Genomic DNA, 24153 nt, shown 5'->3' with positions numbered 1-24153 from the left:
GAATATGAGGTATGACTTACCTCGATTCTTTTAGTCCTCGTTCCTATGCCGAAGCGTTCGGCGAATTCATCTCCCAATCACCGACCTCCTACCATGCGGCAGAAAACGTTGCCCGCATCTTAACCGACGCTGGTTTTGTACGTAGCGAGCAAACCGAAGCGTGGTCGGGCCAGCGTCACGGTGTCATGGTGGTTGGCGGTGCAGTGATTGCGTGGCAGATGCCGCAGACATTCACCGAAAACACTGGTGCGCGCATTATCGGATCACACACCGATTCGCCGTCGTTCAAACTCAAGCCAGTAGCTACCTCCACGGTTACCGGATACTCTCAAGTCAACGTCGAAGTTTATGGTGGTCCACTCCTGAACTCGTGGCTGAACCGCGATCTTGGCATTGCTGGCCAAATCGTCACCACCGAAGGTGAACGTCACCTTGTTAAGACCGACGCCGTCATGACCATTCCACAACTTGCACCACATCTGGATCGCGGGCAAAACGACGATCTAAGACTTTCCCGCCAGCAGGACTACCACCCAATCTGGTCATGCGACGAAGCATCAGTCATGGACTACATTTGTGCCAGTGCCGGAATTGACGCCGAGCAGGTGGCCGGCACAGACTTGTTTGCCTACGATGTCACCCCATACCGCATCTATGGCGGCGCGGCAGGCGACGACTTCTTCTGCGCTGGTCGCCAAGATAATCTCACTTCGGTATTCGCCTCCCTGGAGGCTTTCCTCGCAACCGCACAAACCGATGTCGAACACGACGACGTCCTCATCTTCGTCGCCTTCGATCACGAAGAAGTGGGTTCAGGTACGCCAACCGGCGCTTCCGGTCCAATTCTCGAAAGCACCTTACGCCGAATCGTCGACGCAACCGAGTTTGCTGGCGACGAAGGATACTGGCGGTTTATTGCGCAATCTTCGTGTATCTCGGCCGACGCCGGCCACGCCATCAACCCGAACAAGATGGACAAGCACGACCCAGCTCATCACCCTATTCTCGGTGGTGGCCCACTGCTTAAACTCAATGCACAACAACGCTACGCGACCGACGCTATCGGCTCGGCAACCTGGTTGCGGGCCGCTCACGAAGCCGGTGTCTCCACTCAAGAGTTCGTTTCCAATAACGACGTGCCGTGCGGTACAACAATCGGCCCGCTGACGGCCACCCGCTTCGGCATGACCACGGTTGATGTGGGCGTGGCTATGCTTTCAATGCATTCGATCCGGGAAATCACCAACCCGGCAGATTTGCTGGCAATGGCGAAGATCCTGCACGCCTACTGGATAGGTGCATGAGGTTGCCACAACCGCAATACAATCCGGCGCAATCCCTTGATTTAGCAGCGTTAGCCCACCCGCATCGTGCCTCGATCCACTATGGAGAGGTAACGATTGGCGTACGCCAGGCTGCCGATGTGACGGTGGCGTTGGCCAAGCTGTTGGCCCAACGCGGGGTAGGGGTTAATGATCGGGTGGTGTTGGTTGCCCGCAACAGCCCCTACCATGTGTTGCTACATGTGGCCTGTGCGCGAATCGGCGCGATTTTCACGCCCGTCTCGTATCGTTTCGCTGGGCCTGAACTTGCTGAGTTACTTGATTTTGTTGGCCCCGCCGTCGTCATCGCGGACCCGGAAACCGCGCGGAGCTATGCTGGCGAGCTCCCTGCGGACGTTTTCGTGATTGACGATGATGAACATGCTCCGCTGGACTCGGCTGAGGCGACGAACTGGGAACGGTTACGTGACAGTTATGCCGGGTTGCTCGGCGATTTGAGTGGTGAGCTAGTGAGCGCGGACGTCAAGCCTGACGACGGTGGTGCGCTGCTGTTCACCTCTGGGTCCACTGGACGTCCCAAAGCAGTACGGCTGACCTACAAGCAACTGTGGTGGGGTTCGCAGAATTTTCGGGAAGGGTTCGAATACTCTCATCACGACGTTGAACTCGTCACCGTCCCGTTAACCCACATCGGTGGGTTTAATGGCACAACGCTCGATTTATTTAGCCACGGCGGAACTATCGTGATTGTTCGAGAGTTTTATCCGGAGCGTGTGTTACGTGAGTTGGAGCGTCATCGTGTGGCGATGATGTTTGCGGTTCCCACGATTTATGCTGCTTTGCTGGCCCATCCGCGATTTTCTGAGTTCGATCTCAGTAACTTCCGACTGCCACTTATTGGTGGAGCTGTGTGCCCACCTGCGTTATTGGCAAAGATGGAAGAACGGGGATTGCGCCCGCTGAACGTGTGGGGGATGACGGAGGCGGCAGCTTCAGGATTTATGCTTTCGCAAGATTTGCTGGACCAAGCACGTGGCTCTATCGGGTTACCGTTCGCGCACGTGCAGGCGCGAATCGTCGATAATGCGGGCAACGATGCGCAGTTTGGTGAGCTGGTTATTAGCGGACCGAATGTGGTCGGTGAGTATTGGCATGACGTTGGCTATAGCGCCGAAGCGTTCAAAGATGGCTGGCTTTATACTGGCGATTTGGCGCGCCGCGATGAGCATGGCTTCGTATGGATTGTGGGTCGGGTGCGCTACCAGATCAACACTGGTGGCGAGAAGGTTATTCCAGAAGAAGTCTCGAATGTGCTTATTCAGATGCCCGGTGTCAGCGATGCGTGCGTGGTGGGAATCCCAGATCCGGTGTGGGGCGAAGCGGTCGCTGCGGCACTCGTGTTGGATGCTGGCGCCGATGTACCACAGCTTGCTGAGGTTCGAGAATTTGTTGCCCAGCATATTGCGCGATTCAAAGCGCCGCGCCATCTCAGCGTGGTGGCGAGTTTGCCAACGAACGCTAACGGCAAAGTTGATATGAGTCAGGTGAAAGCTTTCTTTGACTGAGCCGACGAGAGGTTTGCTGGCAGGGTCCACGATATAGCCACTGCTAGTTGGATGAGAACCTGTTAGGTGGTTCAGAAACCGCGGGCAACGAGGCTGGCGGCTTCTTGGCGTGCATGTCCGCCACCAACGCCTAAGCCGTGCTCGGCAGAAGCTCCGATAGCTTTGAGGTTTTCGGGGATTTCCCAGCCCTTGTGTGCCATTGCGCGGGCCCATAGCGAACCCGAACGGTACGAGGAACGCACCAGTGGACCAGCCATAATGCCAGCGAATCCCATTTCGTATCCGATCTTTGACAGCTCAACAAATTCCTTGGGCTTCAACCAGCGATCAATCGGGTGGTGGAGTGGAGACGGGCGCAAGTATTGGGTAATCGTCAACAGATCACACTTGGCGTCCTTGAGATCTTGCATCGTTTCAATAACCTCGTCCATGGTTTCCCCCATACCCAAAATAAGATTGGATTTGGTGATGAGCCCGTTATCGGATGCTGACGCAATTAGCTCCAAGGAGCGATCGTAACGGAACGCCGGTCGGATCTTCTTGAAGATACGCGGTACGGTTTCGAGATTATGTGCGAGTACTTCTGGACGCGAATCGAAGACCTGTTGCAAGGAGTCTTTCCCGCCTCGCATATCGTCAATCAAGAGTTCGACGCCGGTCGTAGGGGACTGGCGGTGAATCTCCCGGCACGTTTCGGCGTAAAGCCACGAAGCGCCGTCGTCGAGATCGTCTCGGGTAACACCGGTGACAGTGACGTAATTAAGCTTCATACTCACCACAGATTCAGCGACACGACGTGGTTCGTCACGGTCATAGCTGGTTGGGCGGCCAGTCTTAATAAAGCAAAAATCGCAGCGTCGAGTACAAATATCGCCACCGATTAAGAACGAGGCCTCGCGATCTTCCCAACATTCATAGATGTTTGGGCAGTTTGCCTCGGCGCACACGGTGTGGAGGCTGGCCCCTTCCATCAAGTTGCGCATATCAGTGTACTGTTCGCCCACTGTTGCCGTTGTTTTAATCCATTCAGGCTTTTTCTCGATAGGGGTTTCGCGATTGCGTTCTTCAACGCGCAACAACTTGCGGTGTTCTGGGTTTACGCGGTCTGCGACGGCCACGACGCCTCCTTTGGTTCTCTGTTAGTTTTCCATGCTACGCCGGTCCGGTGGGGGACAATGGGGTGATGCGTGAGAGCTTCGTCTAAGAGCTGATCGGGGTTCGGATGGTCAGTGATCTGCGCGCTGGGACGTTCAAGGAATTGCTGATATGTCTGACATAAATAAGGGACAAGGTGATGAGCAGTGTCTTTCAACGAGGCATGGACGCCGAGTTGCGCGAGTGAGGTGACTCCGGCATCGGTGATTCCGCAGGGGATAACCCGCATAAAGCGGTCAAGGTCAGTGGTGACGTTAAAGGCCATGCCGTGCATCGTGGTGTCGGCCGCGAACTTGATGCCAATTGCGCAGAGCTTTGATTCCACACTGGTTGGCATATCACGGGCGCTGATCCAGACCCCGGAACGACCTTCGACGGCTTTCGCTGAAATGCCCAAAGTGTCTACTGCGTGAATTAATGCCTGTTCTGTACTGCGGACAAAAGCGACAACATCTTTTGGTGGGTGAACTTTCACAATGGGATAGATCACGAGTTGCCCTGGTCCGTGATAGGTGACAGAGCCTCCTCGGTCCATGGAGATGACCGGAACTTCGTCGTCCGGAATGTCTTGCTGCTGAGTCCGTCGTCCTGCTGTGTAGGCATCCTGTGACTCCCATAAAATGAGGCTATCTGGCGCCTGTAGTGAAGCAACTTTTTCATGGAGATACCGCTGTAAAGCGTCCACCGCCATGTATGGCAGTGGACCGCGATGTAAGAGATTGATGATCTGCACGTCTTAAGCCTAGACCGGGACGTTAGTCGTATGCTAATTGTAGTGACGAAACACAAATAGTAAGCAAAGAATCAAGGTCCTTTACGGTGTGGTGATGTAATCACAACAACTCTCCGAATGGAATATCAGCCACATTCACGCTGTAGAATGTGAGTCGAAGTATTCTTTCGGTATACACTCCACTGTTAAGAGAATAAGAAAATCGGTGTTTTATCGTCCCCGCGAGGCGGAGAACACCGCCGGACAGAAAGCCTCGCATGTTAAAGTTCATTCTACGGCGACTGCTCAATTATCTGCTCTTGCTAGCAGTAGCGGTTACTCTTGCCTATTTCATTGCTGGGACTCAGCTTGATCCACGGTCGATGCTCATCGAAGCTGAAATCACTTCAGGCAAGAACATTCCTTACGAAGAGGTTGTTCGCACAGTTGATGCACGCCTAACCGGCTGGAACATCAACCCAACCGATCCTATCTTGGATCGTTTTGTGAACTGGGTTGGCATGATTAGCCACTGGGATTGGGGCTACTCTCCTAAGGGAGATAGCGTCAACATGGAAATTGCCAATCGTGTTCCGATTTCTCTACAACTTGTTTTCCTTGGCTTCTTCATCGGTATTATCGGTGGTGTTTCCCTCGGAGCTTGGGCTGCTGTTCATCAGTACTCCAAGCGTGACCGAGTCATCTCACTCGCATCGATGATTATCATTTCCACTCCAGCCATGGTTATTGCCGTGTTCTTACAAATCGGCGCGACATGGGCAAACCAGTCGGCTGGCTACCAGATTTTCAACTTCGTTGGTCCAACATCTGCGATTCCGCCTGACGGTTTCTTCCCGCAGCTATTCGATCGCGCACAGCACTTGCTACTGCCAACGATTAGTATGGCTTTGACATCAGTGGCTACATACTCGCGTATTCAGCGAAACTTGATGCTTGATACTCTCGGTGCAGATTATGTGCGCACTGCGCGCGCCAAGGGTGTCCGTTTTGGAACTGCTGTTCGCAAGCACGCACTACGTACCGCTCTTATTCCAATTGCAACCTACTTTGCCTTTGGTATCGCAACCCTGATCTTGGGTGCCGCTATCACCGAGCAGGTATACGGTTGGAACGGAATGGGTATCTACTCCGTAGGTACCATTACCGGTTCTGATATCAACGGAACTGCAGCTGTTGTTGCGTTCGCCGGTACCTGTACTCTCACCGGTGCTTTCCTTTCTGATGTTGCAATCTCAATTGTTGATCCACGAGTGAGGGTAGGCTGATGACTACAACTCCACATTCCCCAATGGTCACCCAGGCCGAAGTCGATGAGGTCCAAGCTCAGCTCAATAAAGATGCTGTCCAACGCTTAGAAAGCGCACATCGCTTCACCCGTGGCCAACTTATTCGCCGTCGTTTCCTACGGAACAAAACAGCAGTCCTCGGCGTCTTCATGCTCATTGCCGTGATTTCCTTTGCACTTTTTGGCTCATATATCGGCCCGTGGGACTACCTCACACGTGATCGAACAGCAGCGCTCCAAGCGCCAAGCACCAATCACTGGTTTGGTACGGATAACCGTGGTCGCGACTTGTTTGCGCTTACTGTTCAAGGTTTGCGTACTTCGCTGATGATCGGTTTCTCCGTAGCCTTCTTGCAAACCGGGTGGGCAGCTCTCTTTGGTTCGTCGATTGCATACTTCGGTAAATGGATTGACAAGGCAGGCTCGTGGATTATCGATCTGATGCTCGTTATTCCATCATTCTTGCTGATCGCAGTTATTAACCAGCGTCTAGGCGGTCAAAGCGGATCAGTGCCAGTATTGATCTTCCTTTTGGCGCTCTTCGGCTGGATGCTCACTGCCCGTGTTGTACGTTCGTTAACTATGTCGGTCAAGAACCTGGATTACGTCCATGCGGCTCAGTACATGTCGGTTCCGCCGTTCGTTGTCATCATTCGGCACATCATTCCTAACATTTCCTCGTTGTTGATTATCGACTTCACACTCGGGATTGCAGGTGCGGTTCTTGCCGAAACAACGTTGTCATACTTTGGTCTTGGTATTAAGGATCCACAGATTTCTCTCGGTGGCCTCATCGGTCAAGGTCAGTCTTCTGCACTGACTCACTCCTGGCTCTTTGTGCCACCAGCACTCGTACTCGTATTCATGCTGGTTTCAGTGAATTTCATTGGCGACGGTCTGCGTGATGCTATTGATCCAACCTCTAAGTCTGGAGGAGACGCATGAGCAAGAAAAATGAAACTGTAACATTTGAGTCTGAGGATTTTCCTCAGGCGCAACCAGGAACTCCGATTGTTGACGTTACCGATCTGCACGTACGTTTCCCATCTGAAGATGGTTCAGTCCATGCAGTGCGTGGCGTTAATTTCTCGGTCAACTCCGGTGAAGTTCTTGGTATCGTGGGCGAGTCGGGTTCTGGTAAGTCGGTAACGTCGATGGCCATTATGGGTCTCCTTGACCAGTCTGCTCAGGTGGAAGGTTCAGTTAAACTCCACGGCACTGAAGTCCTCGGTCGCTCCGATGCCTACATGTCGCAGGTGCGCGGTAAGACTGTCGCCATGGTTTTCCAAGATCCGCTTTCGGCGCTGACCCCGGTCTACACGATTGGCGATCAGATTGCGGAAGCGCTTAAAGTTCACGATTCATCGTTGTCGGATAATGACTGCCATGAACGAGCGATTGAACTGTTGACGATGGTCGGTATTCCTAATCCGGAAATCCGAATCAAAGCCTTCCCGCATGAATTCTCCGGCGGTATGCGTCAGCGTGCGATGATCGCAATGGCAATCGCAAACAAGCCGGAACTGATTATCGCTGACGAACCAACCACGGCTCTCGACGTCACTATCCAAGCGCAGATCCTTGACGTTTTACGCAAAGCGCAAAATGAGCTCGGCGCTGCAGTCATCATGATTACCCACGATCTGGGTGTGGTCGCTGGTATCGCCGACAAGGTTGCAGTGATGTATGCCGGACGCGTTGTTGAATCTGGATCTGTTGATGAGATTTTCTACCACTCGGCAATGCCATACACGATAGGTTTGCTCGGTTCGTTGCCCCGTTTGGATTCTCGCAAGGAATACCAATTAGCTGCAGTCGAAGGTAATCCGCCATCGATGCTGTTTGAGCCAACGGGCTGTCCGTTCGCGGCGCGTTGCCCAGTTGCGCAGCCAGCATGTTTGGATGGCGAACCGAATTTAGCCGATGTTCATAGTTCCGATGGTTCACGTCATCGTGTCGCATGTAAGCGCGCAGATGAAATCCGCGACGAATCCCGTAAGTACACCGATATCTATCCACTTCCAGCCGCTGTTCCGCCACCGTTTGAAGGTTCGCGCGAAGATCGCGAAGAAGTTTTGCGTATCGAAGGTATGACGCGCTACTTCCCGTTGATGAAGGGGTCGGTGTTCCGCCGCCAGGTGGGCACTGTCCATGCTGTCGATGGAATCGATTTGGATATCCGCGCCGGTGAGACGCTCGGTCTTGTTGGAGAATCGGGTTCCGGTAAAACAACTACCTTGATGCAGGTTCTTGATCTTGTTAAACCACAAAACGGCAAGATCGTGGTGATGGGTGAAGATACTGCAAAGCTCAAGCGTGCAGATCGGAAACGCATCCGTGAGGATCTGCAGGTTGTGTTCCAGGATCCCATGGCGTCACTTGATCCCCGTTTCCCGGTTTTCGATATCATTGCTGAACCATTGCGCTACGGCGGGTGGAAGAAGGAAGATATCCCTGCGCGTGTCGAAGAACTTCTGACGATGGTTGGCCTGGAACCAGCGCACGTCAATCGCTATCCACGCAACTTCTCTGGTGGCCAACGTCAGCGTATTGGAATTGCTCGTGCGCTTGCACTAGAACCGAAGCTATTGATTCTTGACGAGCCAGTTTCGGCACTCGACGTTTCCATTCAGGCCGGTGTGATCAACCTTCTGGATGAACTACGATCAAAGATGTCTCTCTCGTACTTGTTTGTAGCTCACGATCTGTCAGTCATTCGGCACATCGCTGATCGCGTTGCCGTGATGTATCTGGGTAAGATTGTTGAGGTTGGTGATGTGGAAGCTGTGTTTGAGCATCCGCAGCATCCATATACTCAAGCTTTACTCTCGGCGATCCCGATTCCAGATCCGCGCAAGGAGAAGAGCCGCGATCGAATCATTCTCGAAGGTGATTTGCCTTCCCCGGCTAACCCGCCTAAGGGGTGCCGTTTTGTGACAAGGTGTCCGCTATATAAGACACTTTCTGACGGGGAGCAGGCCAAGTGCGAAGCTCAGCATCCGGACTTCCAAATTCTTGGGGACGATCACAAGGCAGCTTGCTATTATCCGCGAGCTCTCAAGCTTTTCTAGGAAAGTAATTGTTCCTTTAAACTATGAATAAAATACATTCGGGCAGATAGTAAACTATCTGCCCGAATGTATTTTATTCCACATTTCCTTAAAAATTAAGTAAATAAATTTACCTTTTACTGCAAAGTAGCATATGGTGGGTATAACGCTCCGGAAGAAATCGTCGGAGACACGTCCTAAAGGAGGACCACTATGGGAATCAAGAAAGCAGGCTTTGCGTTAGTCGCAGCCTCAGCGCTCGTACTCAGCGCATGTTCTGGCCCGGCTTCATCCGAATCCGGCTCTGATGGCAAGTCCGCATCATTGCCTGCCTCAGATTACAATAAGGTTGATCCAGCCGATTTGAAGGATGGCGGCGACCTGCGTCTGGCTATCGCGTCGATGCCAAGCAATTACAACCCACTTCACGTCAACGGTAATACAGTTGAAAACTCAGATATTTGGAGCTACGCCCTAGGTAGTAACTTTATCTACGCTGACGATGCTACGTGGGAACCAAACAAGAACTTCCTCGAGTCTTATGATGTTGATACTAAGGCTGATGGCGATGCGAAGATGACCGTCACCCTTAATCTCAACCCTGAGGCGAAGTGGTACAGCGAAACGCCAATCACCGTTGCCGATTACCAGGCGGGCTGGAATGCATGTAAGTCAGAAGATACTGGCTTCGATTGTGCTTCCACCGATGGTTGGAACCGTATTATCTCGATCGAACAAGGCCGGGATGAATTCCAGGTCATTGCAAAATTTGATCGCGAATACCCGGACTGGTCTTCAGTGCTCGGCACCGCATACCCCGCTGCTGGTTTCTCTGATCCAGCAATGTTTAACGATGGATGGACTGATGACGTTAATGTTCTCAACCAGTTCGTTTCCGGTCCATTTAAGTTCAAGAGCATCGATAATGGCGCAAAGCGCATCACTCTTGAACGTAACGAAAAGTGGTGGGGCGATACCGCCAAGCTTGACGCTGTAACCTTCTCGGTTCTCGATACCAAGGCTCAGGCACAAGCATTTGCTAACAACGAGCTTGACATCGTTGACCAGATCCTTGACGCTCCTACATACGAACTCGTTAAGGGACGTCAGAACGCTGAAGTCAAGCAGTCCGCATCAACTAGCTGGCGTCATATCACGCTAAATTCAAACGCTGAATCTCTTTCAGATGTGAAGGTGCGTCAGGCAATTCAAAAGGGTATTGACTCCGCTGACTTCCTCGCCACCGATATGGCTGGCTTGCCGGTCGAAGGTCTAGATCTTTCGCTTGGTAACCACTTCTTCATGCCAGGCCAGGCCGGCTACGAAGATCACGCAGTTAAGTTTGATCCAGAAGGCGCAATGAAGGATCTTGAAGATCTGGGCTACACCATGAACGAGTCCACCAAGTTCTTCGAGAAGGACGGTAAGCCACTCTCCTTCAACTTCACCCGCCTGACCGGCATCCCAGCTTCCGAATCCGCTGCTGCTTTGCTCAAGGAGCACATGAAGGCAATTGGCATCAACGTTGTCTTCGTTGACACCCCGCCAAAAGAGTTCTCTAACGTTCTCGAATCTGGCGAGTTTGAAGCAATCTCCTTCGGCTGGCGCGGAACGCCATACCCAATGGCAAACGTTGGACAAATCTACGGTCCAGGTTCCTCCTCAAACTTCTCTAAGGTTGACGATCCAAAGATCGCTGAATACATCGAGAAGATCGCCTCTGAGACCGACAATGACAAGCGTGTCAAGCTTACCAATGAAGTTGACGAAATCATCTGGGATAACGTTATGACTATCCCGCTGTACTACCGTGCAACTTTGCGTGCAATTCCAGGAGACCTCGCTAACTACGGTGCAACCGCATTCGAGACCTTCCTGCCAGAGCACATTGGTTACACCAAGTAAGCTCAACCTGAAAATAGCGAACAAGGAATTGTTCAGCTAGTTTCTCGATGCGTCCAACGAGACCGGACCGATATGTATCGGCCGGTCTCGTTGTGTCAGTTTCGGTTTTGCTCACAACACTACGTAGCCTTAACGTCTTTTTGGCTACCCCACAACGAAAGTTCACCATGGTTGCCCAGTTCTTCCGTAATACTCATACAATGACGTCCTCGACGTTCAAAAAAATCCAAAAGACACGGCATTCCTCGGTTACGTCACGAAAGTTCGAACTCGGGCCACAACCGCGCAACTGGCCAGAATTCCTCGAATTTAGCGCAACCCCCGTCGCTAACCACCGATCACTGCTATGGTCGACGGTGAAAGTCAACCGAGGATTATTGTTGTGTGCTTTCGTCATGTCACTATTGATGTTCGTCGGATCTGCACTGATCCCGTGGGCGTTGGGAATATTTCTCGATTCTGGACTCGAACGCGGAATGACCTCAGCCCTCATTCCTGGCGGCCTGATTCTCACCTCCGTAATCCTTGTTCGTGCAATTGGCTCCTTTAGTGAACTTGTTCTTGTCGCCTCATGGATGCGTGGCGATTTCGGCTGGCGCCGTACTATTATTCGCCACATTTCAACGATACGTGGTGGTGGTCGAGAACAAATTCCCGCTGGCGAAATCGTTGCATCTGTTACCTCCGATACCGAAAAAATTGGTAATTTCCTTTACGGAGTGCCCGCTATCGCAGCCTCAGCAGCTTCGTTCTTCGTCATCGCGGTGATGATGTTGCGTACCAATCTAGAACTTGGCCTGATTGTCGTGATCGGCCTGCCTATTGCGATCTTGGCAATGTCACTCCTGATTAAGCCACTCCATCAACGCTTGAGCGCCAACCGTGAAGAACGCGGAAAACTCACCACGTTAGCCTCCGACGCCGTCGTCGGGCTACGCGTGCTACGTGGTGTTGGCGGAGAAGATACCTACAACGTGCGCTACCGTGCCCAATCTGAGCACGTGATGGATACCGGCATCCGTACCGCATTTATCCAAGCGATTCTCGGTGGATTGACTACGGCGGTACCAGCCATTTTCACCGTCGTCGTTATTTCACTGGGTTTGTGGGAGGTTTATGCGGGACAACTGACCTACGGCGAACTCGTCGCCTTCTTCGGCTACACCGTCTACCTCTCGGTCCCCGTATCCTCCGCAACCCAGTTCTTACAAATATTTACCGATGCCCGCGTTGGTGCCCGGCGAACCTCACGAATCATGGATTCCACGCCACTAACCAGCGATAACGATGTTGACCCCACTGTCTGCGAGCCACGATGGGAGAGCGCATCGCTCACTGACCAAACCGCTAACATTACCATTGCGGCCGGCAAGCTCACGGTCATCGTCAGCGCACAGCCTGAAATCTCCGCCAAACTGGCGCAACGGTTGGCGCGTACAGATGACCAGTATCCGGTGCTCGTCCAATGGGAAGACGAATCCGGGCATCACAGTGTGCACTTATCCGACATTGCGTTGGCACAGGTGCGTCAAGCAGTCGTGTTCTCCGGTGCAACCGCGCAACTCTTCCAAGGCCGACTGCGGTCAAACCTTGCCGGTTCGCGTGCTGAACTACCACAAGTACGGTCAGTTGCCGACCAGATGCATGACACCGGCGACGGTTCGGGAACCGCCCACCGCGAGCACATGCTACACCCGGACATGCCAACCGAAGATGTTTTAGACGCCGCGTTGAGCGTGGCCGACGCACACGATATCGTTCTTGGCCTCACAGACGGACTCGACGATTACGTGGCTGAACGAGGGCGCTCACTTTCCGGCGGACAACGCCAACGCATCGCGCTCGCACGCGCGCTGGTGACCCAAGCACCGATCTTGATCGCCGTCGAACCCACATCTGCGGTCGATTCGCACACTGAAATGCGTATCGCATCCGCGCTGCGCACCCAGCGCGCCGGGAGAACGACGGTGATCGTGTCAGTATCGCCAATTGTTTTACATCAATCTGACGAGGTGATCGTCCTCAACCCCGACGGTTCGGAGCGTATGCGCGGAACCTACGAACACGTGGCCGCCGATCCATACGTCCACGCCATCGTTCACCGCGGGCAAGAAGAAACTCAGGAGCATCAGGTATGAAGTTACCAATAGCGAATAACGCTACGATTTTTCGCCAGCTTGCCCAGCTAGGTCGGTATTTCAAACGCGACATCACGATCGTGCTGGTCATCCAGCTCTGCGTTGCGCTCGCGAGCGTTGTGACGCCGTGGATCATAGGTCGATCTTTCGATGCAATCAACGAACCAGACCCAGCACGTGCCATCCGGTTTAACATTATTGTGCTGGTGTGTGCAGTGGCCATCCAGTCGGTGCTGGCTGGTTTCGGTGAGTATCTTTCACGCGCACTCGGTCAGCGGTTCTTCCACCGGTTACGTATTGACCTCGTTGACACGGTGACCCATCTGCCGATTTCGACGGTGGAAGCCGCCGGTACTGGCGACCTGCTGGGACGAACCACGTCCGACGTCGATCGCATCGAGTACATCGTGCGTGTTGGTATCTCACGAATCACATTGCTCGTATTGCAGATCCTCGTTACTGTGGTTGCGGCGCTCGTGATCGATTGGCGAGTGGGGTTCGTCGTGGCGTTGTCCTTCGTACCAGTGTTCTTTATTGTGCGTAAATATCTACGTCGTACGATTGCGGCATACTTGGCATCTTCCGCACTCAACGCGGAAATGTCGGGTGATGTGACCGAAACGGTGGAACATTCCGCTACCGTAGATGCCCTCCACATGGGCGCCTATCGGACGGCGCGTACTACGGTGTTGCTAGAAGAGAAATGGACAAATGAACGATATGCAGCGCTCATGCGCGCTTTCTTCTCCTTCGGCATGGTGGTGGCGTTGTTCTCGCCGGTCATCATCGCCGTCGTATGGGGGTCGTGGCTTATCGGGCAAGGCATCGTCACCGTTGGTGCAGTTATTTCGGTGGCCCTCTACGCGCAGCAGTTGCGCGGCCCAGTCGACGAACTATCCTGGTGGATTGACGAAATACAGTTCGCCTCGGTGTCCCTCGCACGTATTTTCGGCGTCAGCCAAGTTGAATCCGACCGGATCACCGGCGAAGACCTCCCCATTGGTGAGGCCATCGAAATTCGCGATGTGTCATTCTCGTATCGTGACGGTGTCGAGGTGTTGCACGACGTCGATCTCGATGTGGTACCAGGTGAACGGCTCGCGATCGTCGGCCCGTCGGGAGCAGGAAAATCTACCCTTGGTCGCCTGATTGCCGGTATTAACCCGCCTTCGGCTGGCCGAATTCGTATCGGCGGGGTAGAGGTGAGCGAAATTGAAGAAAAGCGCGTTCACTCATACGTCGCCCTCGTAACCCAAGAAAACCATATATTTGTGGGGACGCTTGCCCAAAATCTGCGGTTCGCTGCCCCTGAAGCACAAGATGTGCGGCTATGGGATGCGCTCGACATCGTCGACGCACAATGGGTCAAAGAGCTACCGGAGGGACTGGAAACCAAAGTTGGTTCCGGTGGACTCGAACTAGCTCCGGATCAAGCGCAACAGCTCGCGTTAGCGCGCATCGTGCTCCTCGACCCCGATATCGTGATTCTTGATGAAGCTACGTCCTTGCTCGATCCCACGGCTGCGCGTTCAGCCGAACTCGCGCTCGCGCGCGTGCTCGAAGGGCGCACCGTTATCTCAATCGCACACCGGCTCTACACTGCCTACGATGCAGATCGAGTCTGCGTCATGATCGACGGTAAGATTGCTGAACTTGGCAGTCACGAAGAACTCGTTGCGTTAGGTGGCGAGTACGCTTCGCTGTGGGAGACCTGGCAGCAGGACTAAGCGTGGTAGCTGAGGTGTGCGGTAGCTTAGCGCCAGATAAACATGGCAACAGTCAGTGCAAACAATGCAAGCGAACCGATGATATGTACCGGAATAAAATGAGTAGTACTGGTCTCTTCCCAACCAGCAAGGTGCGGGGCAAGTCGGCGTCGTAAAGCGGCATCGGAGCGGATTGCATGGTTGCGAATATTGAGCGAATCAGCGGTGAAGGTCAGTGGCAGGGCGTATTGGCATACCGTATCGGCCTTCCAATCGATGTCGTCTGGCGCGGCCTTCTTGCGGTCGCGCCAGGAATTTTGCAATAAGCCAACCCGGCTCGGCAACGCCCACACCGCAAACGTTTTGTGCGAGCGAGTCAACAGATAAAGTCCCCAACGATTTTGCGCTTCAGAGAAATCTGCCCACGGGATGAGATGTTCGCGGAAGACATTAACGACACGGATGCCGTCAGCGGTGACAACTAATCTTGGATTCCACCAACCTATCCAGGCAATAAACCCGATAAGGAGGCATAACGGCAAAGCAAAGAGGAGTTCTGCTATGCCTCCATTAATCGTTGAAGCAGTCAGAATAATGGCTGCCAAAAACCACAAAAGATAAGCCCACAGCCGGCTGCCTTCACCACGTATGATTACATCCATAATGTCATTGTCGCAGGTTGTTCGTTGGCTCGCATTTCTTAGACTGTATGCGAAGTCTGCTCACATGACAGCGTAAACTTGCACTATCTATCAGAAAATCTTTATTAAGGGAAATATATGACTCAAACACGCGCCGATCTACGAAACGTTGCCATCGTTGCACACGTCGATCACGGCAAGACCACTCTGGTGGACGGCATGCTCTGGCAAGGCGGCGCGTTTGATGCGCGCGCAACAGTGGAAAAAACTGGCGAACGTGTTATGGATTCGGGGGACTTGGAACGCGAAAAAGGCATTACCATTCTCGCGAAGAATACCGCTATTACCTACCACGGACCGTCAGCTGCTGATTTCGGAGCGCCAGAAGGCGTCACGATTAACGTCATCGACACCCCAGGCCACGCCGATTTCTCTGGCGAAGTCGAACGTGGATTGTCCATGGTTGACGGGGTGGTTTTGTTAGTTGACGCTTCCGAAGGTCCGTTGCCACAGACGCGCTTTGTTTTGCGTAAAGCGCTGGAAGCTAATATGCCGGTTATCACCGTCATCAATAAAGTAGATCGTCCTGACGCACGGATTTCCGAAGTCGTTGAAGAAGCCCAAGATCTGCTGTTGAACCTCGCAGGTGATATTGACGAAGCTGATCTTGACCTCGAACGGTTGATGGATATTCCGGTTATCTACGCAGCTGCTAAAGCTGGACGCGCCGATACGGTCCAACCGGCCGACGGCGAACTGCCAGCTAACGAGAACTTGGAGCCACTTTTCCGTGCAATTTTGGAATACATTCCAGCCCCAACGTATGAGGCTGATGCGCCGCTCGTTGCTCAGGTAACCAACCTTGACGCTTCCCCGTTCCTTGGACGTTTGGCGCTTGTGCGTGTCTACTCCGGTGAACTGAAAAAGGGTGCGTGGGTTGGATTAGCTAACGGCCCAGATTCGGATATCGAACGGGTCCACATTACCGAACTTTTGCGCACCCAAGGTCTCGAACGTGTCCCAGCTACAGTTGCTGGCCCAGGTGATATCGTTGCGGTGGCCGGTATGCCAAACATTATGATTGGTGAAACGCTGGTCGATCTTGAAGATCCACGACCCAAGCCACGTATCCATATTGATGACCCAGCAATCTCGATGACCATCGGAATCAACACCTCGCCACTAGCTGGCAAGGTCAAGGGGCACAAGCTAACCGCCCGCCAGGTTCGCGATCGTCTCACCCAAGAACTCGTTGGCAACGTCTCGATCCGAGTTTTGCCAACCGACCGTCCAGATGCGTGGGAAGTACAAGACCGTGGTGAACTCGCGCTCGCGATCCTCGTTGAAACGATGCGCCGGGAAGGCTTCGAGCTTACGGTGGGCAAGCCACAAGTTGTGAAGCGTGTGATCGACGGTGTCGTGCACGAGCCGTGGGAGCGCGCAACAATCGACGTTCCAGAAGAACATCTTGGTGCTGTCACTCAGCTGATGGCCGCCCGTAAGGGACAGATGGAAACCATGTCCAACCACGGCAGTGGTTGGGTGCGGATGGAGTTCGTCCTCCCATCGCGCGGTATGATCGGCTTCCGTACCCAATTCCTTACCCAAACTCGCGGTACCGGTATCGCCGCCTCAATTTCTGAAGGCTACGGCCCATGGGCCGGCGAAATCGAATCGCGTAACACCGGTTCGCTCGTCTCCGATCGTGCTGGCCAAGTAACTGCGTTCTCACTACAACGTCTTGAGGATCGCGGCACGTTCTTCGTCGACCCAGGTGAAGAAACCTACGAAGGTCAGATTGTCGGTGAAAACGCACGTAACGAAGACATGGAAGTCAACGTCGTCAAAGCTAAAGAAATGACGAATATGCGTTCGGCAACCGCAGATGCCTTCGAAACATTGCAAGCCCGCCGCAAGCTCACACTCGAAGAGTGTATCGAATTTGCTGCCGACGACGAATGCATCGAAGTAACGCCAGAAGTCGTCCGCGTGCGCAAGGTCATCTTGAGCACCACCGAACGCCTCCGCGAAGCTGCTCGCCGGAAGCGTGCGAACGGAAAGTAACGAGCTCATGATCCGTGTTCTCGCTGGAATTGTTCTCGGTGCGTTATCGGCAGTGATGTCGCTAGTGGCCTATTCTGGGCCACTAGACCAGCCGTGGATCGGTTTGGCTCTAGCAACCGGAATTGTTGCTTCGGGAGCGTGGTTAACTGTGCGCTTGGCTGGCATGCTTGGCTGGGTCTGCTACGCGCTCGTAGGTTGTGTAGCGACGGTTTGGCTTTTGTACTTCCCGCCAGCAAATATCGCCCTCTACACTGATTACGCGTGGGCCGATGATGTGTGGTTGTTGCTTTGCTCTGTTGCGTTATGGTTGCCAGTACTGATAGATAGATTCTTCGGACGCACCGATCGGGCAGGTGGAAGTGGTGCTACGGTTGTGAATGAAACGCGGAACGAGGAGTAAAGTATCGTGCCCATTAACGCACTTAACCTACCGAATATCTCGCTAAAGAAAATCGGTGCAGGTTTCGCAGTACTCGTCGTCTTGCTCTATCTCGGCATGGCGTATTCATTTTCTGGTTATATTCCGAACAACACCAAAGTCTCGGGTGTTGACGTTTCTGGGCTCACCCAAGAACAAGCGCGCGAAGCGCTCGCAAGTGAACTTGAACCGCTACTCGCCCAATCCCGCCCAGTTCAGTTAGCCCAAACTGAGGCAGAACCGGTTACGTTTGATCCTGCCGGTGTAGAACTAGCCATCGACTATGATGCCACACTCGAGAGATATACTGGATTCTCCTTGAACCCGATACGCTTGTGGCGCGATATTTTTGGTGGTGAGAACGGCTCAGCGGTTGTCACTGCTAATCAAGAGAATTTAACGAATTCACTGACGGCGATCGCCGAGCAAACTGTCCTAGAGCCGGTTAACGCCGAAATATCTCTCGAACAAGGGCAGGCAACTGTTACGGAATCGCACGACGGTATCATTCTAGATATCGATTCTGCAATTGATACCGTGACGCAGGAATGGTTCTCCGGAAGCGAGGTTTTGACACTGCCAGCGACAGTTCACAAACCTGAAATAACCACTGAGGCTGCCCAAGATTTTGTTGACGCAATGATTGAGCCACTGATCTCCCAACCGTTATCACTAGAGCTCAAAGAAGAACTTATTGAACTCTCTGGCGGTCAGGTAGCGCAGATACTAGTGATCGGTCACGATGCTGCTACGTTCTCCGTCGGTGTCGATAATGACAAACTGATGGGACTAGTTGACGCAGCAAAGCCTGGCCTTCTTCTCCCGGCGAAAGACGCAACGATATCTATCGAGAACTCTGCGGTGCATATCGTTGATTCGCAAGACGGTGAGGGGATAAACATTGAAGAATTTACTACCCGTTTAGTAAATGTAGTTAACACCAGTAATCGCACAATCACTGTGCCGATCGACGTGGTCAAGCCCGAACTTTCTACCGCTGATGCACAAGGTTTGGGTGTCACCGAAGTTGTTTCGGAAATAACAACGCCGTTAACTTCAGACCCGGTACGAACCACGAATCTTATTGTAGGTTCGAAATATGTCACTAACACGTTGGTTAGGCCAGGGGAGACCTTCGACTTGCAAACTGCGCTTGGTCCGTTAGAGGAATCACGAGGATTTGTATCCTCCGGTGTGCTTGTTGATGGTTTCCCGTCTACTGCGTTAGGTGGTGGATTGTCGCAACTTGCCACAAACATATTCAATGTGGGGTATCGTGCTGGGCTTGAAGATGTGGCTCACACGCCGCACTCGGTTTACTATGATCGCTACCCACGAGGCCTAGAATCGACGATCTGGTACGATCAGATCTTTGTGAAGTGGAAGAACACCACGCCATACGGTGTGGTTGTTGAATCGTTTGTTCATGGTTCGAATGTGACAACTCGCCTGTGGTCGACGAAGTATTTTGATGTTCAGGTCCATCAAGGTCAACCGTATGGAATTGTTAAAGCGCAAACCGAAATCAATCCAGCTGCAGACTGTGAGCCGTCGACATATTCCAAAGATGGCTTCTCCGTTGATGTCGGACGTACGGTGACGCTTAATGGCGAGGTTGTAGAAGACTCTCAACATACGGTCCACTATGATGCCCTTCCGCAGGTGCGATGCCAATGAATGATTGGTACTTAAGAATTAACTAGATCACCTCACCCAAGTTAGCGCCCGGTGGCAAAACGACGGATAAGGGCAGATAATTGAACCAGCGTAACGAATAGAAAGAGGAACTCATGACTTACGTAATCGCATTGCCATGTGTTGATGTTAAAGATCGGGCATGCGTTGATGAATGTCCAGTCGATTGCATCTATGAAGGCGAACGTTCACTGTATATTCACCCGGATGAGTGCGTGGATTGTGGCGCTTGCGAACCAGTGTGCCCTACTGAAGCCATCTATTATGAAGACGATGTACCGGCAGAGTGGAGTGAATATTACCGGGCAAATGTTGAGTTCTTTGATGACCTCGGCTCGCCGGGTGGAGCTACGAAGCTTGGTCCGGTAGCAAAAGACCATCCGATTATCGCCAATTTACCGCAGGGTATCAACGATTAATCGCCGACGTCCCTAGGTGAAGGTTGCAGTTAGCTAATCTTGGCCTAGGGATTTACTTTTGCTTTTATCTCAATATCAAAACATTTTTTGTGAAGTGTTGTAATGTGTCTTATATCGCACCGTTTCGATGTTGAGCGGTAAGGAAAGCTAAGGAGACGCATTATGCCCAACAACGCGCACCTCAACGTGGATGGCCAGGAGCTCGAACTGGAACGCGTCCGCGCAGTGTCAGGAAATGACGGATTCAAAATCAATTCCCTCCTTTCGACAACAGGAACAGTAACGCTAGATCCAGGGTTCACTAACACCGCTTCGTGTGCTTCGGAGATCACCTATATCGACGGTGACGCCGGAATTCTCCGGTATCGCGGTTACCCTATCGAGCAATTAGCTGCTCATTGTTCCTTCCTTGAAGTTGCCTACTTGCTGATCTACGGACAGCTACCGGATGTCGAGTCGCTGTCGAAGTTCACTCGTGGTATCAAACGGCATACCTTGTTGCATGAAGATTTTCGGTCGTTCTTCACTGCCTTCCCGTCCTCAGGTCACCCGATGTCAATCCTGCAAGCTGGCGTAGCAGGATTGGGTACTTACTACCAAGACACGCTAGATCCGCAAGACAAAGAACAACGCAACCTCGCTTCGGTACTGTTGTTGGCAAAGTTACCAACGATGATTGCCTACATTTCGAAGCGATCGACGGGTTTGCCGTTGCTTTATCCAGATTCGTCGAAGTCGTACACTGAAGATTTCATTCGCATGACGTTTGCGTTGCCCTACCAAAACCACGACGTGGATCCAACTATTGTTAATGCGCTTGATAAACTCTTCATCCTCCACGCAGACCACGAACAGAATTGTTCGACGTCGACCGTCCGACTGGTCGGTTCAGCCCACGCTAATATTTATGCATCGATTGCAGCCGGGGTGGGTGCGCTCTCGGGCCCATTGCATGGCGGTGCCAACGAAGCGGTTTTGTCTATGCTTGACCATCTGCGGGAAAGTGGGACTCCGATTAAGGACTTCGTCACCCAGGTTAAAGACAAGAAGAATAACGTTAAACTCATGGGGTTCGGACACCGGGTCTACAAGAATTATGATCCGCGCGCCACGATTGTTAAGGAACTCGCAGACGATATTCTTGGCGCCTTGTACGGTGATGAAGAATTATTCGATATGGCTCGCGAGCTTGAACAAATCGCCTTGGAAGATGACTATTTTGTGGAACGTAACCTCTATCCGAATGTTGATTTTTACACGGGACTTATTTACAAGGCGATGGGGTTCCCAACAAAAATGTTCACCCCGCTGTTTGCCCTAGGCCGCCTGCCCGGATGGATTGCGCAATACCATGAGTTAGTAGACGATCCAACTCAGCGCATCGGCCGGCCACGGCAGGTTTATATCGGCGCCCAAGCGCGTGACTGGGTGCCGATGGCGGAGCGTTCGGAGAGCTACTCGGGATTCCACGAACCAATCGACTACCGGGTGTGATAGGCGTTAACGGCTGAGACTTCGCTTGCTGTAGTTGAGGCTTGTCAGGCTGAAAACGAGCACGTGGGGCTCGCAATGACTTTCGTCGTTGTGAGCCCCACAGTCAGTTTTCACGGCCGTCAGCTTCGGCAGATCGGTTGCTACCGATGAGTCATGACAGATCTCCGATGGCCCAAAATTCTGTGATTGAATGACCTAGCTCGGTAAGGAGTGAACGCAACAGCGGCAACGAGATGCCCACAATGCCGTGATAGTCACCTTCAATACTTTCGACGAACGGGCCGCCAAAACCGTCAACTGTGAATGATCCAGCAACATGAAGTGGTTCGCCGGTGCGAATATAGGCGTCAATATCCGCATCACTCAGATGAGCAATATACACAACAGCCGTTGATACGCCCTGCGCGAGCTTCCCAGTGGCGGTATCGATCACGCAGTGTCCGGTATGTAGGTATCCCGCGTTACCGCTCATAGCGCGCAAGCGTTCCCGGGCAATCTCCGAGGTATGTGGTTTGCCCACAATGATGCCATTCATTTCTAGCATCGAATCACAACCAACAATCACGTCACATGACGGTTGTGTACCGATGTTCGGTTGCACACTATCGGGCGAGTGACTGTCGAGGAGGGATGCGTAAATCGTCTCAGCTTTGCGTGTAGCGAGAAGCTGAACTTGGGTGCGCGCAAGTTCACCTCTGGCTAACGACGGATGAGCTCTGCGAAATTGCTCAAGCAGGCCTTCTTCGTCGAGATCGGCGATCATCACCTGCGGATGGATACCTGCGTTGATGAGTGTCTGTTTACGTGCTGGTGAAGCAGAACCTAAAAGCAGTTTTTTCACGCCAACGCCTCACGCAACACGTCGAGTCCCACAGAACCGAGCGAGAGAGCTTGGGTGTGCCAGTCTTTGAGACTGAACTTAGAACCTTGCCGCTGTTCAGCTTCAGCACGTAGGTTTTTCCACATGCGATGGCCGATCTTGTATGACGGAGCCTGACCTGCCCAGCCGAGGTAGCGGTTGAGCTCAAACTGTAAAAACGAGCGCTCCATGGCGACGTTATCTTGTAAGAACTGCCAGGCAACGTCACGGTTCCATACGGGATTAATGTGCTGGTATTGCACCGGAGCTGGCTTTTCCAGATGAACGCCGATATCGAGGACAACACGTGAGGCACGTAGCCGCTCGGCGTCGAGAACACCCATATAGTCACCAGGCTCATCCATGTAGCCTAGCTCGCGCATCAATCCCTCAGCATACAGTGCCCAGCCTTCGCCATGCCCCGAGACCCAACAGAAATTACGGCGCCAAGTGTTGAGTTGTTCGCGCAGGTAGGTAGTGTAACCGATTTGAAGGTGGTGACCTGGAACGCCCTCGTGGTAGACGGTGGTCTTTTCTTGCCACGTGGTGAAAGTTTCGGTGCCATCTGGAACAGACCACCACATCCGACCAGGACGGGAGAAATCGTCAGATGGCCCCGTGTAATAAATAGCGCCAGTGCCTGAGGGTGCAAGCATGCACTCGATCTTTTTCATCGGACGTGGAATGTCAAAGTGCGTCCCTGCAAGATCGTCAAGAGCCTGGTCAGAGATGCCTTGCATCCATTGTTGCAAGGCATCTTTACCATGTAACTGGCGGGTGGGATCGTTGTTGAGCCGCTCCATTGCTTCGGTAACACTCACGCCGGGACCGTAAAGTTTCGCAGAAATTCGAGCTTGTTCAGTGACGATCCGATCGAGTTCGGCGACACCCCACTCGTAGGTCTCATCGAGGTCGAGCTTCGCGCCGACATATTGGCGGATCCGACGCTCATAGCGTTCGCGGCCGAAGGCGTCTTTCTCGCTGCCGTAGGGAGCGATTTCGGTTGCGATGAACTCAGAGAGTTCGCCGTATGCTGCGCGTGCCAGCTTTGAGGCTTCGGAGAGTTCTTCAGCTAGTTGTGGATAGGCGGCTGCACCGCGTTGTGCAAGGCCAGCTAGTGCAGAGGAGTCGCTGGCGACAGCCTTGGCTTCGGCAACAGCTAGCTCGATCTGGCGAGTGGCGTTCGCAGGTCCGCTTTGGGCGCGCAACGAAAGAGTTTGCTGCCAGCCCTTAAGTGCTTGTGGTACTGCACGTAACCGAGCTGCGATGAGTTTCCAGTCTTCTTGCGTCGAGGTAGGCATGAGATCGAAAATTTCTGCCACCCCTTGCAAGGGTGTCGTGATGTTGTTCAGGTCGCCAAACTCCTTGGCATCGAAAAGTTCAAGTTCGAGCCCGAGGCGTTCGTTCATCGCAGCTACTGTGACCCGATCGACGTCGTCAACTGGGGTGAGGGTCTCAAGCTCGCGAAGCGTGGTGCGTTGGATATCGGCTATCTGTTCCAAACCGCGAGGCGAGTAGTCCGAATAGGTTGATTCATCGGCGCCGGGTAAACCTAACGAGGTTACTGATTCAGGCGAGTGGTCAAGGACTTTTTGGGCGTAGTCGTTCGCTAACTGGTCAATGCGTGATAATTGTCGAGTCATAACATTAAGTTTACCGGTACCCAGTGTGCAGGTACCCGGCAAGAATGAAATCGTAGTAATCTAGGGGAGTTGCAATATTGATTGTGGAAATCTCTTCAAA

The 24153-nt window shown here is 52.8% G+C and carries 18 protein-coding genes; 13 read left to right on the top strand and 5 right to left on the bottom strand.

Annotation, left to right across the window (positions count from 1 at the left end):
• Positions 1-11 precede the first annotated feature (11 nt).
• Entirely contained in the window at positions 12-1304 is a 1293-nt protein-coding gene (locus JTE88_RS07345) for a M18 family aminopeptidase (protein WP_204423982.1), read from the top strand.
• The gene (locus JTE88_RS07340; RefSeq protein ID WP_204423980.1) at positions 1301-2848 is read left to right on the top strand and encodes a class I adenylate-forming enzyme family protein; all 1548 of its coding nucleotides are present in this window, start codon (positions 1301-1303) and stop codon (positions 2846-2848) included. The genes JTE88_RS07345 and JTE88_RS07340 overlap by 4 nt, the downstream gene beginning before the upstream one ends.
• 71 nt (positions 2849-2919) lie before the next feature.
• Here the strand turns inward: JTE88_RS07340 and JTE88_RS07335 are convergent, their stop codons facing one another.
• Positions 2920-3966 (bottom strand): lipoyl synthase, encoded by a 1047-nt coding sequence (locus JTE88_RS07335; RefSeq protein WP_204423978.1) that lies wholly within the window; start codon positions 3964-3966, stop codon positions 2920-2922.
• Complete coding sequence (gene lipB, locus JTE88_RS07330) at positions 3945-4736, bottom strand: lipoyl(octanoyl) transferase LipB (protein WP_204423977.1); 792 nt, start codon at positions 4734-4736, stop codon at positions 3945-3947. The genes JTE88_RS07335 and lipB overlap by 22 nt, the downstream gene beginning before the upstream one ends.
• Before the next feature lie 257 nt (positions 4737-4993).
• Here lipB and JTE88_RS07325 point away from each other — a divergent pair, with 257 nt between their 5' ends.
• The 6 genes from JTE88_RS07325 (at position 4994) to JTE88_RS07300 (ending at position 14841) form a co-directional block, all read left to right on the top strand.
• Positions 4994-6001, top strand: coding sequence for an ABC transporter permease (locus JTE88_RS07325; RefSeq protein ID WP_204423975.1), 1008 nt, complete (start codon positions 4994-4996; stop codon positions 5999-6001).
• The gene (locus tag JTE88_RS07320; protein ID WP_204423974.1) at positions 6001-6966 is read left to right on the top strand and encodes an ABC transporter permease; all 966 of its coding nucleotides are present in this window, start codon (positions 6001-6003) and stop codon (positions 6964-6966) included. Before JTE88_RS07325 ends, JTE88_RS07320 begins: the two co-directional genes overlap by 1 nt.
• Positions 6963-9092 (top strand): ABC transporter ATP-binding protein, encoded by a 2130-nt coding sequence (locus JTE88_RS07315; protein WP_204423972.1) that lies wholly within the window; start codon positions 6963-6965, stop codon positions 9090-9092. Before JTE88_RS07320 ends, JTE88_RS07315 begins: the two co-directional genes overlap by 4 nt.
• A 192-nt stretch (positions 9093-9284) precedes the next feature.
• Positions 9285-10976 carry an ABC transporter family substrate-binding protein gene (locus JTE88_RS07310; protein ID WP_204423970.1) on the top strand — a complete coding sequence of 564 codons (1692 nt, stop codon included), beginning with the start codon at positions 9285-9287 and terminating at the stop codon, positions 10974-10976.
• 47 nt (positions 10977-11023) lie between these two features.
• A complete protein-coding gene (locus JTE88_RS07305) occupies positions 11024-13114 on the top strand; it encodes an ABC transporter ATP-binding protein (protein ID WP_204423969.1) in 2091 nt (696 codons plus the stop codon).
• Entirely contained in the window at positions 13111-14841 is a 1731-nt protein-coding gene (locus tag JTE88_RS07300; RefSeq protein ID WP_204423967.1) for an ABC transporter ATP-binding protein, read from the top strand. Before JTE88_RS07305 ends, JTE88_RS07300 begins: the two co-directional genes overlap by 4 nt.
• Before the next feature lie 26 nt (positions 14842-14867).
• On the opposite strand, the gene JTE88_RS07295 is transcribed toward JTE88_RS07300, so the two are convergent.
• Positions 14868-15482 carry a PH domain-containing protein gene (locus tag JTE88_RS07295; protein WP_204423965.1) on the bottom strand — a complete coding sequence of 205 codons (615 nt, stop codon included), beginning with the start codon at positions 15480-15482 and terminating at the stop codon, positions 14868-14870.
• 117 nt (positions 15483-15599) lie between these two features.
• Between JTE88_RS07295 and typA the strand changes: the two genes are divergently transcribed.
• The 5 genes from typA (at position 15600) to JTE88_RS07270 (ending at position 21551) form a co-directional block, all read left to right on the top strand.
• Complete coding sequence (gene typA, locus JTE88_RS07290) at positions 15600-17525, top strand: translational GTPase TypA (RefSeq protein ID WP_204423963.1); 1926 nt, start codon at positions 15600-15602, stop codon at positions 17523-17525.
• 7 nt (positions 17526-17532) lie between these two features.
• Positions 17533-17925, top strand: a complete 393-nt coding sequence (locus JTE88_RS07285) for a hypothetical protein (protein ID WP_204423961.1) — start codon at positions 17533-17535, stop codon at positions 17923-17925.
• Positions 17926-17931: 6 nt separating this feature from the next.
• Complete coding sequence (locus tag JTE88_RS07280; RefSeq protein WP_204423959.1) at positions 17932-19620, top strand: VanW family protein; 1689 nt, start codon at positions 17932-17934, stop codon at positions 19618-19620.
• A gap of 113 nt (positions 19621-19733) precedes the next feature.
• Positions 19734-20057, top strand: coding sequence for a ferredoxin (fdxA, locus tag JTE88_RS07275; RefSeq protein ID WP_204423957.1), 324 nt, complete (start codon positions 19734-19736; stop codon positions 20055-20057).
• A gap of 162 nt (positions 20058-20219) precedes the next feature.
• Positions 20220-21551 carry a citrate synthase gene (locus JTE88_RS07270; RefSeq protein WP_204423955.1) on the top strand — a complete coding sequence of 444 codons (1332 nt, stop codon included), beginning with the start codon at positions 20220-20222 and terminating at the stop codon, positions 21549-21551.
• Positions 21552-21702: 151 nt separating this feature from the next.
• Here JTE88_RS07270 and JTE88_RS07265 read toward each other — a convergent pair whose 3' ends face one another.
• Positions 21703-22392: a Maf family protein gene (locus JTE88_RS07265; protein WP_239519508.1), complete on the bottom strand. Its 690-nt coding sequence runs from the start codon at positions 22390-22392 to the stop codon at positions 21703-21705.
• Positions 22389-24053, bottom strand: coding sequence for a DUF885 domain-containing protein (locus tag JTE88_RS07260; protein WP_204423954.1), 1665 nt, complete (start codon positions 24051-24053; stop codon positions 22389-22391). The genes JTE88_RS07265 and JTE88_RS07260 overlap by 4 nt, the downstream gene beginning before the upstream one ends.
• Positions 24054-24153: the final 100 nt, after the last annotated feature.

Origin of the sequence: Arcanobacterium phocisimile (assembly GCF_016904675.1) — a bacterium.
GTDB classification, from domain to species: domain Bacteria; phylum Actinomycetota; class Actinomycetes; order Actinomycetales; family Actinomycetaceae; genus Arcanobacterium; species Arcanobacterium phocisimile.
The sequence above is the reverse complement of the archived record's forward strand: the minus strand, read 5'-3'. Positions and strand labels throughout refer to the sequence as shown.

What these genes read in the sequence shown, in the direction of transcription:
- JTE88_RS07345 (WP_204423982.1), top strand. Translation starts at nt 12, where the DNA reads ATGACTTACCTCGATTCTTTTAGTCCTCGTTCCTATGCCGAAGCGTTC.
- JTE88_RS07340 (WP_204423980.1), top strand. Translation starts at nt 1,301, where the DNA reads ATGAGGTTGCCACAACCGCAATACAATCCGGCGCAATCCCTTGATTTA.
- JTE88_RS07325 (WP_204423975.1), top strand. Translation starts at nt 4,994, where the DNA reads ATGTTAAAGTTCATTCTACGGCGACTGCTCAATTATCTGCTCTTGCTA.
- JTE88_RS07320 (WP_204423974.1), top strand. Translation starts at nt 6,001, where the DNA reads ATGACTACAACTCCACATTCCCCAATGGTCACCCAGGCCGAAGTCGAT.
- JTE88_RS07315 (WP_204423972.1), top strand. Translation starts at nt 6,963, where the DNA reads ATGAGCAAGAAAAATGAAACTGTAACATTTGAGTCTGAGGATTTTCCT.
- JTE88_RS07310 (WP_204423970.1), top strand. Translation starts at nt 9,285, where the DNA reads ATGGGAATCAAGAAAGCAGGCTTTGCGTTAGTCGCAGCCTCAGCGCTC.
- JTE88_RS07305 (WP_204423969.1), top strand. Translation starts at nt 11,024, where the DNA reads ATGCGTCCAACGAGACCGGACCGATATGTATCGGCCGGTCTCGTTGTG.
- JTE88_RS07300 (WP_204423967.1), top strand. Translation starts at nt 13,111, where the DNA reads ATGAAGTTACCAATAGCGAATAACGCTACGATTTTTCGCCAGCTTGCC.
- JTE88_RS07295 (WP_204423965.1), bottom strand. Translation starts at nt 15,482, where the DNA reads ATGGATGTAATCATACGTGGTGAAGGCAGCCGGCTGTGGGCTTATCTT.
- typA (WP_204423963.1), top strand. Translation starts at nt 15,600, where the DNA reads ATGACTCAAACACGCGCCGATCTACGAAACGTTGCCATCGTTGCACAC.
- JTE88_RS07285 (WP_204423961.1), top strand. Translation starts at nt 17,533, where the DNA reads ATGATCCGTGTTCTCGCTGGAATTGTTCTCGGTGCGTTATCGGCAGTG.
- fdxA (WP_204423957.1), top strand. Translation starts at nt 19,734, where the DNA reads ATGACTTACGTAATCGCATTGCCATGTGTTGATGTTAAAGATCGGGCA.
- JTE88_RS07270 (WP_204423955.1), top strand. Translation starts at nt 20,220, where the DNA reads ATGCCCAACAACGCGCACCTCAACGTGGATGGCCAGGAGCTCGAACTG.
- JTE88_RS07260 (WP_204423954.1), bottom strand. Translation starts at nt 24,053, where the DNA reads ATGACTCGACAATTATCACGCATTGACCAGTTAGCGAACGACTACGCC.